The sequence below is a fragment of the Nocardioides dubius genome (genome assembly GCF_039528155.1).
Taxonomy (GTDB): domain Bacteria; phylum Actinomycetota; class Actinomycetes; order Propionibacteriales; family Nocardioidaceae; genus Nocardioides; species Nocardioides dubius.
Window position 1 is genome coordinate 95338 of the sequence record NZ_BAAALG010000009.1, and the last position, 10277, is coordinate 105614.

A 10277-nucleotide genomic window follows, 5' to 3' on the forward strand; every position below is an offset into this window, starting at 1 on the left:
TTTCCCTGTGTGGCAAGGGCTTGTATGGCGCAGAAGAGTGTTCGCCTGAACCACCCCGAGCGGTCATCTCGGCGCCGTCGGGCGCTGGTCGGAGGGCCTTGGCTTCTGCTGTCCGTCACCTGCACACAGGAGTCAACGTGAACCGCCGTACCCCCCTCGGCACCTGGGCCACCGCCGGCCTCAGCTCGCTCGCCGTTGCCGGAACCCTGACCGCCCTGGCCCCGAGCGCCGCGGCGGAGGAGTCCGCCGCCACCCTGCCGGTCGCCGACGTCCTCGACGTCGACCTCGTCGGCGGCGTCGCCACCGACCACGCCCGCAACCTCGAGCCCACCCTGGTCGGCTCGCCCACGATCTCCGCGGACGCCGTCCGCGCGCGACACACCATCGGCTTCGACGGCGTCGACGACGCGGCGGTCTACTCGATGGCGGCGCAGTACCCCGAGCTGGCCGGCGGCTTCGCCGTGGAGTGCAGCTTCCGCTACGACGGCACCGCCATCGGCGGCAGCGAGCAGAGCGTCTGCGGCTCGAAGGAGGCCGGGGGCATGGCCACCGTCGTCTCCGGCGGCAACGTCACCTTCATGGCCCACATCGGCGGCGGCTACAAGAACGTCCGCACCCCGATCGTCGGCGGCGCCTGGTACCACACGATGGCGGTCTGGGACGGCGCCCTGCTGACCCTCTACGTCAACGGCGAGCAGGTCTCCCAGATCCCTGCTGCCGGCGCCTTCAAGGAGCCCTCGGCCGGCGCGCACAACTTCGTCCTCGGCGGCGACGCCCAGCCGGGCAACGGCACCGGCTTCTACTCCGCGACCACCGTGCAGTCCGCGAAGGTCTACTCCGAGGCGCTCACCGCCGAGCAGGTCAGCACCGCCGCGGCCGCCTGGTCCGAGCTGCCCACGGCACCGGCTGCCGACGTGCTGGACGTCGACTTCCGTGACGGCACCCCGACCGACCACGCCTCCGGCCTCCCGGTCACCCGGTTCTCCAACCCGCAGGTGCGCGCCGACGCTCCACTGAGCCGCGACGTCGCCGAGCTCGACGGCTCGTCGGCCTTCGGGTACCCGATCGAGGGCGTCTACCCCTCCCTGCAGGACGGCTTCGCGGTCGAGTGCGTCTTCAAGTACGACGACGACCTCCCGGCCAGCGGCGAGGAGCGCGGCAACCTCTGCGCCGGCAAGGAGAGCGGTGGCTTCTCGATCACCCTCTACGGCGACAAGCTCTCCTTCAACCCGCACATCGGCGGCAGCTACCGCAACCTGCAGACGCCCGTCGAGGCCGACCAGTGGTACCACGTGGTGGGCAGCTGGGACGGCAACGTGGCCCGGCTCTACCTCAACGGCGTGCAGGTGAAGGAGACGCCCGCGACCGGCCAGCTCTCGCTGCCCAAGGAGGGCGCCCGCAACTTCCTGATCGGCGGCGACGCGTCCACCAACAACCGCGGCCAGTTCTTCGCGCCGTCCACCATCGCCGCTGCCCGGCTCTACTCCGAGCCGCTCGCCGAGCTCGACGTGCTCGCTCTGCAGGCCGACATCCTCGGCGAGGGCCTCGCCTCCCCGACGCTCACCCTGCAGGGCTCCACCCCGGCCGAGGGCTCGCACCTCACCCGGGCAGTGCCGTTCGAGGTGACCACCCAGCTGAACGAGGCGATCGGCCGGCGCACCACCTACCGTCTCGACGACGAGGCGAAGATCAAGCCGGGCCAGGTGATCGGCGCCGGGATGCGAGCCGGCGACCACGAGATCACCATGGTCGGCAAGGACGTCTTCGGCCGCCCGATCGACCAACAGATCTCCTTCACCTCCGCGAACATCCCCACCAGCGGCGGCACCCAGACCGAGCAGGGCGACGGCAAGGTCACCCTCTCCTCGGTCGCCACCAACCCGAGCGGCGGCGACGTCGTCACCACCTTCACCAAGGCTGCGGTGAAGGTCGCCGACCAGGGCTTCCAGGGCTCGATCGACCAGATCCCGGCAAGCCTCGACTTCGACTACCAGCAGGGCGAGCAGCTCACCGGGGCGCTGCGGCCCGGCGACGACGTGCTGCAGACCAGCCCGTCTGCGGAGCGCATCTCCTTCCAGCGCTACGACATCCCGGTCGCCGAGGTCAGCGGCCAGCGCGTGGTGTGGACCGGCCAGGTCGACCCGACCCGGCTCGCCGGCCTCCGGGTGTGGAACGGCACCGCCTGGGAGCAGATCGCCAGCGCTCGCGGCCAGGCCGAGGGCTCGATCACGCTGAACGGCGACATCGCACCGCGGCACCGGCACGGCGGCGTGGTCCCGGTCCTGGTCACCGGCGAGGACCCCTTCGCCGACGACATCCCGAACCAGGTCCGCGACTCCTTCGAGGACCCGTCCGACTACGACTTCTCGCTGGCGCACCTGACCGACACCCAGTACCTCTCCGAGGGTGCCGACGAGCGGCCCAACCAGGCCGAGCGCGACGTGTGGCGCAAGGCCTACACCGACACCACCCAGTGGATCGCCGACAACACCGACAGCCGCAAGATCGCCTTCACCGCGCACACCGGCGACATCATGGAGAACTGGCACAACGTCGGCTCGGACCGGGCCAAGGCGATGCGCGAGTTCGAGGTCGCCTCGGCAGCGCAGAAGATCCTGGACGACGCCGGCCTGGTCAACACCGTGCTGCCCGGCAACCACGACAACCTCTACGGCGTCGACACCGGCCCGGACGCGCTCTACAACGACTACTTCGGCCCGGAGCGCTACGAGGCCCTCTCCCAGCACCAGCGGTGGACGGCGTCGAACGCCAGCTACCACTCGTACGCGGAGGGCGACAACTCCAACAACTACGTGCTGTTCAGCGCCGGTGGCCTGGACTTCGTGGTGGTCAGCCTCGGCTTCGGGGTCGACAGCGCCGAGGCCGCGTGGGCCGACGACGTGCTCACCCAGTACGCCGACCGCAACGCGATCGTGCTCACCCACGCCTACACCACGCCGAGCTCGAACCCCGACGGCCGCGGCGGCGGCACGTCCTACGACGGCTTCAAGGTCCGCGAGGACGTGGTGGCGAAGAACCCCAACGTCTTCCTGGTCCTCTCGGGCCACGAGCACGGGGTCAACATCGAGGTGAAGAAGGACCTCGGCGAGAAGGGCAACCACGTCGTCGAGCTGCTGGCCGACTACCAGTTCTACAAGGTGGACTCGGACGAGCTCGGACTCACCCAGACCGGTGGCTACAGCGGCAACACCCCGCTGCAGTTCGGTGCCGCCTTCTTCCGGCTGCTCCAGTTCGACGTCGACCGCGCCGAGATGAGCGTCGACACCTACTCCCCGTTCCTGGACAACTTCGGCGCCACCGAGTACGACGACCGCAAGCGGTACAACGGCACCGAGGACGACTTCAAGATGCCGATCCAGCTGCAGACCCGTGCCACCAGCTTCAGCTCCGACGCGCTGGTCGTGCTGGAGCCCACCGACGAGGTGATCGGCACCGAGACCACTCGCTCCGGCTGGCCGGCCACCATCATCTGGGACGGCCTCGAGGTCGGCGAGACCTACGCCTGGCAGGCAAGCAGTCGCGACGCCGCGAGCGGCGACGAGCTGGTCGGCGAGGTCAACCAGCTGGCGCTGTTCACCGCGCTCGAGGCGGGCGTCGCCGACCGCGAGGCTCCGGTGATCACCTTCGAGGAGACCACCACCCTGGAGCTCGGTGCTGCCTTCGACCCGCGTGCCGGGGTGAGCGTGAGCGACAACCGCGACGGCGACCTGAGCGGTGCGCTGGTCGTGCACGGTGAGGTCGACACCACCGCACCGGGCCGCTACCAGGTGCTCTACACCGCGACCGATGCCGCCGGGAACCAGAGCGTCGCGGCCCGCACCGTCGAGGTCAGCAAGGCCCCCGCTCCGGTCAGCACCAGTGCTCCGCGGATCGCCGGGCGCGCGGCCGTGGGCCAGATCCTGACCAGCACCAACGGCTCGTGGAACAACGCCGACGAGGCGGACTTCAGCGTGCAGTGGCTGCGCAACGGCTCCCCGATCAAGGGGGCCACCGGCGGCGACTACCGGGTCACCGGCGCCGACATCGGCACCCGGTTGAGCGTCCGGATCACCGCCACCCTGGCCGACGGCACCGCCACCTCGGCGACCTCCTCGACAACCTCGATCCAGAAGGCGAAGCCGAGCGCCAAGGTGTCGGTGAAGAAGTCCTTCAAGGCCAACAAGGCGGTCACCCTGAAGGCCCGCTTCGCCGCCGGCGAGATCCGGGTCCGCGGCATCGCCTCGGTGAAGGTCGACGGCCGCACCGTCGCTCGGGCCGCGGTGAAGGCGAACGGCACGATCAGCGTCAAGCTGCCCAAGCTGGCACCCGGCAAGCACCAGATCGTGGTCACTCTGCCGGCCACCAACCAGCACGCCGCCGCCACCGTGAAGGCGACGGTGGTGGTCCGCCGCTGATCCCTGGCGCGCGAGGTCGAGGCACCGGGGTGCGAGCAGCCGCTCGCGCCCCGGTGTCGCGCCTGGGTGTCGAGGCCCCTTACGCCTGGACCGCGAGGGTCAGCGGCAGCACCTCGGCGGCGCCGGCGGCACCCAGCTCGCGGGCGGCGAGGGTGAGGCTCCACCCGGTGACCACCTGGTCGTCGAGCAGCAGCACCCGGCCGCCGGCCAGCACGCCCTCGGCGGCCGGCGCCAGGTCGAGCCGGTAGCGCCGGCTCACCGCGGCCACCCGCTGCGCGGAGTTCATCGCCCCGGCACCGGGCGCCACCTGCGGATCCGCGATCGAGTAGCGCGCGACGATCGGCACACCGAGGTAGCGCGAGACGCCGTCGGCCAGCGAGCGGGTCAGCTGGGGGCGGCGGGCGGAGTCCAGGTAGGCGACGGCGTCGGGCCGCACGCCCCAGTCGGCCAGCACCTCGACCATCGCCCGCGCCAGCCCGGGCGGGACCTCGCCGTCGTGCACGCCGCTCGGCTGCTCGACGGCGGCCGCGAACAGCTCGCGCAGCGCCTGGCCGTGGCCGAGGTCGGTGAGTCGCGCCACCGCCCGGCCCTCCGCGGCGACGTGGTCGATCTTCCCCTTGAGGCTCAGGCCGAGCCGGTCGAGCCCGGTCGGCCACATCTTCCGTGGCTCGATGGTGACGCCCGGTCGCTGCAAGGCGTCGCGCGCGCGGCCCAGCGCCGCCTCGGAGATGTCGGTGGTGAAGCTGATCCCACCGCAGTTGTCGCAGCGCCCGCAGGCCGTGGCGCCGTCGTCGTCGAGCTGACGACGCAGGTAGACCATCCGGCACTCGCCGGTGGCGATGTAGTCGACCATCGCCTGCTGCTCCGCGGCGCGCGCGGCCTCGACCCGCTGGTAGCGCTCAGTGTCGTGCTCCCAGGGCTGGCCGGTGGACTCCCAACCCCCGGAGACCCGCCGTACCGCGCCGTCGACGTCGAGCACCTTGAGCATCATCTCCAGGCGGTTGCGGTTCAGCTCGACGCGCGTCTCCAGCGCCGGGGTGCTCAACGGGCGCTCGCTGACGTCGAGCTCGGCCAAGGTCTGCCGGACCAGCTGCTCGGAGGGGAAGGCGAGCGAGGCGAAGTAGGCCCAGATGTCGCGGTCCTCCACCGCCGGCAACAGCACCACGGTGGCCGACTCGGTGCCACGACCGGCACGACCCACCTGCTGGTAGTAGGAGACCGGCGACGACGGCGCGCCCAGGTTGATCACGAAGCCGAGGGTGGCGTCGAAGCCCATCCCCAGGGCGGAGGTGGCGATCAGCGCCTTGACCTCGCCGCGGGCCAGCGCGCCCTCCAGGCGCTGCCGCTCCTCGGCGTCGGTCTGGCCGGAGTAGGCGGCGACCGCAAGGCCGGCCGAGCGCAGGTGCTCGGCGACCTCCTGGGTGGCGGCCACGGTGAGGCAGTAGACGATGCCGGAGCCCGGCAGCTGGGCGACGTGCTCGGCCAGCCAGGCGAGCCGCTGCTCGGCGGTGCGCAACCGGACCACGCCCAGGTGCAGGGACTCCCGGTCCAGCGAGCCGCGCAGCACCAGCACCGACTCGCCGACGGCCTCGCCCACCGCCAGCTGCTCGGCCACGTCGGTGGTGACCCGGGCGTTCGCGGTGGCGGTGGTGGCCAGCACCGGGATGCCGGCGCGCAGCTCGCCGAGCAGGGTGCGGATCCGCCGGTAGTCGGGGCGGAAGTCGTGACCCCAGTCGGAGATGCAGTGCGCCTCGTCGACGACCAGCAGACCCGTGGTGGCGGCGAGGCGCGGCATCACCTGATCCCGGAAGCCGGGGTTGTTCAGCCGCTCGGGGCTGACCAGGAGGACGTCGACCTGGCCGCTCTCGATGTCGGCATGGATGGCGTCCCAGTCCGACAGGTTGGTGGAGTTGATGGTGACCGCCTTGATGCCGGCCCGCCCGGCCGCCTCGATCTGGTTGCGCATCAGCGCCAGCAGCGGCGAGATGATCACCGTGGGGCCGGCGCCGCGGGCCCGGAGCAGCGCCGTGGCGGTGAAGTAGACGGCCGACTTGCCCCAGCCGGTGCGCTGCACCACGAGTGCGCGGCGACGGTCCACGACCAGCGCCTCGATCGCCGTCCACTGGTCGTCGCGGAGCCGGGCGTCGTCACGGCCCACCAGCGCGCGCAGGTGCGCCTCGGCCTCCTGTCGCAAGGCCACCCGGTCGATCGTCTGTGCGGTCATGACCTCATGTCTACCAACCGCCTCCGGCAGTACCGGCCAGGGGCGTGGAAGATCCGTCGCCGAAGCCTCTGTACTCAGCACATTTGTCCGAATTAACGCATACATTGGGGCTTCTTACTCGTGACGACACCCGGATGTGACATGACCACACGACGCAAGCGCGCGCTGCTCGGCGCCGGAGCGACCCTGACCCTGCTGACGGCCGGCCTGGCGATCGCCTCCACCACCGCGACCGGCGCGCCCGCGCCCGGCGCCTCCGCCGACTGCCCGCTGCCGTTCCCGGAGGCGAGCCTCACCCCGGGGCTCGAGGTCACCGGCAAGACCACCGCCGGGACCTACAAGCGCGGCGCCACGATCCACAGCTCCCCCCAGACGCCGGAGTCGTTCACCGGCACCTACCTGTCGACGATCGAGGACGCCACCGGCGACCTCTTCCTCTTCGAGCTCGAGGGCTCGCGGATCACCAACCCCGACGGCAGCGTGGACGCCGGCATCTGGCAGGGCATCTCCGGCTCGCCGGTCTACGCCGCGAACGGCCAGTTGGTCGGCTCCGTCTCCTACGCGTTCACCCAGGCGACCGGGTCCAAGATCGCCGGCGTCACGCCCGCCGCTCGCCTCTACGACCTGCTCGGCGAGACCGACCCCGCCCCGGCGATGCGGGTGGTGCCGAGCCGCGCGGAGCGTGCCGAGCTGGCCGAGGCCGGCGTGCCCGCCGCGCAGACCCAGGGCGCGCTGCGCCGACTCTCCAGCCCGGTCGTGCTGGCCGGCACGAGCGGCCTGACCGCGCAGAGCACCAAGATGCTGCAGACGCTGGCGAAGAGGGCCGGACGTCCCGTGCCCCAGCTTGCGGCCGGCAGCACCGGCAACCAGGCCAACACCGTGCCGATCGTGGCCGGCGGCAACGTCGCCGTCGCCGACAGCTACGGCTCCGTGGCCCTGTACTCCGTCGGCACCGCCGCTGCCGTCTGCGACGACATCGTGATCGGCTACGGCCACCCGAACGTCTGGTCCCCGGCCGGCGGCACCATCCACGGCGCCTCGACCGCGATGATCATGGCCGACGGCCCGGTCTCCTTCAAGATGGCCAACCTCGCGGCCCCGGTCGGCACCCTGCTGCACGACCGTCTCTCCGGGATCACCGGCCGGGTCCAGTCGACCCTGCCGGCCGCTGCCACCGTGAAGGTCACCACCACCGGTCCGAAGAGCTCGGTCACCGAGTCCGTGGTGCCCAACGCCGAGGCGATCGCCTACGTCGCCGGGCTGCAGACCTACCGGGACGCGGCGATGAGCACCGACGAGGCCGGCCCCGGTGCGGCCGACGTCGCCTGGGACATCACCTTCCAGCGTGCCAACGGAACCGTGCAGACCTTCAGCCGCTCGCAGCACTACGCCAGCGCCAGCAGCATCGCCGACGAGGTCCCCAACGGCGTCGCCGGCGACGTCGCAGCGATCCAGGACAACGGCTTCGAGGACGTCACCATCACCGACGTCCAGGTCCGTCAGACCCTGACCCGCTCCTACAAGGGGCTGGCCCTGAACCGGGTCGAGGCCTGGGTCGGCGGCAAGTGGACGACCATCAAGGACGGCGGCCGGATCACGGTGAAGTCCGGCTCCAACGTCAAGGTCCGCGCGAGCCTGGTGAAGGACGGGCGCCGGTCCACCGGGGTGCCCGCCACCAAGACCTTCACCCTGGCTACCCCGAAGTCCGCGATCGGCCGCGGCATCGTGAGCATCAGTGGCAACGGCAGCAGCTTCTGGGACGAGGAGTTCCTGATGCTCTTCGGCGAGGAGGAGTTCGAGGACGGCCCGCAGATCACCAGCCTGAACGCACTGCTCAAGCTGCTGGCCGCGGAGGCGCCGCAGAACTCGGTGAGCGCCAACCTCGCCGGCATCACCAAGTACGGCAAGGAGTTCGCCCGGACCGGCTCCTGGTCGACTCCGTCGGTGGTCTCCGGATCGAGCAGCATCCAGATCAAGTTCCAGACGCCGCCCAAGAAGAAGAAGAAGAAGAAGGTCAAGAAGAAGCGCTGAACGCCAGGTCGATGAGGCGCGGGGCGACGTCGTCGACGTCGACCCGCGCGGCGGCCACCACGTCGTCGTGGAAGCCCTTCTCCACCAGCTCCACTCCGCTCGCCACCGCCATCAGAGCCTGCTCTGGGGCGGTGGCGATCTGTTCGTAGGCGCTTGCCGCCGCCCGGGCCTCGGGACTCAGGCTCTGCACCCCGGCGGCGGCCAATGCGGCGATCACCGCGCCGGCGCCCCACAGGTCCTCCAAGGCCGGCCGCAGGCTGCCGTCGGGCCACCGCTCCCCGGCAGGGATCATGGCCACGCTGCCGCCGTCCGCGAGCAGCGGCAGCAGCATGCGCGCCACCGCACCGGCATTGCGCATGCTCGCTGCGTAGACGACGGCGCCACTCTCGACGAGCTCGAAGCTCAGCGTCGAGCCGTTCGGGCTCGGCAGAACCAGGCGCTCCACGCCCTCGATCTGCTCCATCGCCGCAGGCGAGAGCGAGACGTGCGCCCCGCTGCTGGCGGCGCGGGCCTCGAAGCGGCCGACGGCGAGCTTCGCGCCGTGCCGCATGGCGTGGGCGGCCGCGCCGGAGTCACGCCAGCGATAGGGGAAGACCGTCACCCCGCGCGAGACCGCGATCGAGACGGCGGTGGTGAAGGAGAGCACGTCGACCACCACCGCGGCGTCCACCGCCTCGCGGGTGAGCGCGGCCGCACCGACCCGGCCCCACTCCAGACGCACCTGATGGCGCGTTTGCAGGTGGGCCCGATCGAAGTCGAGGTCGTCGGTCAATGCGGGCGCGGCTCTCGCCCCAGGCGGGCACAGGCCTGGTCGTAGAGGACGACGACCTCGCGACGGATCTCGGCGCGCTCGGTGATCGGGCCGCCGGGCCAGACGACCCGCAGCTCCTGCTCACCGTCCGGAGCGGTGACCTGCCAGACCCCGGCCTCGCCGTCCAGTCCGGTCATCGTCGCGGCGGTCGCCTCGGGCACGCCGAAGGCGTGCGCGATCAACAGATTGTCGTCGGTGTGGTCGTCATTCATGTGAGCCAGCACGGCCTCGACCACGGCAGGAGCGAACGTCATGGGCCCATCATCGCCCATCACGCCAGCACGATGTTTACGCCGAATCCATACTGGTGCGCAGTAGGCGGCGAACCTAGCGTCGCTGACATGAAGAACCTCACCGCGCCCTCGCTGGCGCTGATCGCCGTCGTCGCCCTGTTCGCCGGCTCCGGCGGTGCCGTGGCGGGCAGCATGATCACCGGCAAGCAGATCAAGGACAACACCGTCACCAGCAAGGACATCAAGAACGGCAGCCTGCAAGGCGCCGACCTGTCGCCCAAGGCCGTGAAGCGCTTCGCGCAAGGCGTGGTCGGCTTCCAGCTGATCCGCAAGGAGGCCAACGTCGCGGCCGGCCAGCCCGGTCACCTGCTCGCCGAATGCCCCACCGGCACCAAGCCGGTCTCGGTCACCGGGCACTGGGCGTCGTCGAGCCAGGGCGTCCAGGCGCTGTTCTCCCTGAGCGAGCCGCAGAAGGGCGCGGTCTACGCGGTGCCGTTGCCCAGCGACGACCTGCTGCGCATCCAGCTGGTCTGCGCCACGTTCGGCTCCTGACGCAACCAAGC

Annotated in this window: 6 protein-coding genes; 3 read left to right on the forward strand and 3 right to left on the reverse strand. The window is 71.1% G+C overall.

Annotated features, from left to right (window positions below):
- Window positions 1–137: 137 nt before the first annotated feature.
- Window positions 138–4415 (forward strand): LamG-like jellyroll fold domain-containing protein, encoded by a 4278-nt coding sequence (locus tag ABD151_RS11445; protein WP_343994401.1) that lies wholly within the window; start codon window positions 138–140, stop codon window positions 4413–4415.
- A 79-nt stretch (window positions 4416–4494) separates the two neighbouring features.
- On the opposite strand, the gene ABD151_RS11450 is transcribed toward ABD151_RS11445, so the two are convergent.
- The gene (locus tag ABD151_RS11450; RefSeq protein ID WP_343994403.1) at window positions 4495–6639 is read right to left on the reverse strand and encodes a RecQ family ATP-dependent DNA helicase; all 2145 of its coding nucleotides are present in this window, start codon (window positions 6637–6639) and stop codon (window positions 4495–4497) included.
- Window positions 6640–6780: 141 nt separating this feature from the next.
- Here ABD151_RS11450 and ABD151_RS11455 point away from each other — a divergent pair, with 141 nt between their 5' ends.
- Window positions 6781–8670: a hypothetical protein gene (locus ABD151_RS11455; RefSeq protein ID WP_343994405.1), complete on the forward strand. Its 1890-nt coding sequence runs from the start codon at window positions 6781–6783 to the stop codon at window positions 8668–8670.
- On the opposite strand, the gene ABD151_RS11460 is transcribed toward ABD151_RS11455, so the two are convergent.
- Window positions 8654–9391 (reverse strand): 2-phosphosulfolactate phosphatase, encoded by a 738-nt coding sequence (locus tag ABD151_RS11460; RefSeq protein ID WP_343994407.1) that lies wholly within the window; start codon window positions 9389–9391, stop codon window positions 8654–8656. The genes ABD151_RS11455 and ABD151_RS11460 overlap by 17 nt on opposite strands.
- Window positions 9392–9438: 47 nt before the next feature.
- A complete protein-coding gene (locus ABD151_RS11465; RefSeq protein ID WP_343994409.1) occupies window positions 9439–9735 on the reverse strand; it encodes a DUF2470 domain-containing protein in 297 nt (98 codons plus the stop codon).
- A gap of 87 nt (window positions 9736–9822) precedes the next feature.
- Between ABD151_RS11465 and ABD151_RS11470 the strand changes: the two genes are divergently transcribed.
- Window positions 9823–10266 carry a hypothetical protein gene (locus ABD151_RS11470; RefSeq protein WP_343994411.1) on the forward strand — a complete coding sequence of 148 codons (444 nt, stop codon included), beginning with the start codon at window positions 9823–9825 and terminating at the stop codon, window positions 10264–10266.
- Window positions 10267–10277: the final 11 nt, after the last annotated feature.

Coding starts and splice junctions, on each gene's coding strand:
- ABD151_RS11450 (WP_343994403.1), bottom strand. CDS start 6,639: ATGACCGCACAGACGATCGACCGGGTGGCCTTGCGACAGGAGGCCGAG.
- ABD151_RS11455 (WP_343994405.1), top strand. CDS start 6,781: ATGACCACACGACGCAAGCGCGCGCTGCTCGGCGCCGGAGCGACCCTG.
- ABD151_RS11465 (WP_343994409.1), bottom strand. CDS start 9,735: ATGACGTTCGCTCCTGCCGTGGTCGAGGCCGTGCTGGCTCACATGAAT.
- ABD151_RS11470 (WP_343994411.1), top strand. CDS start 9,823: ATGAAGAACCTCACCGCGCCCTCGCTGGCGCTGATCGCCGTCGTCGCC.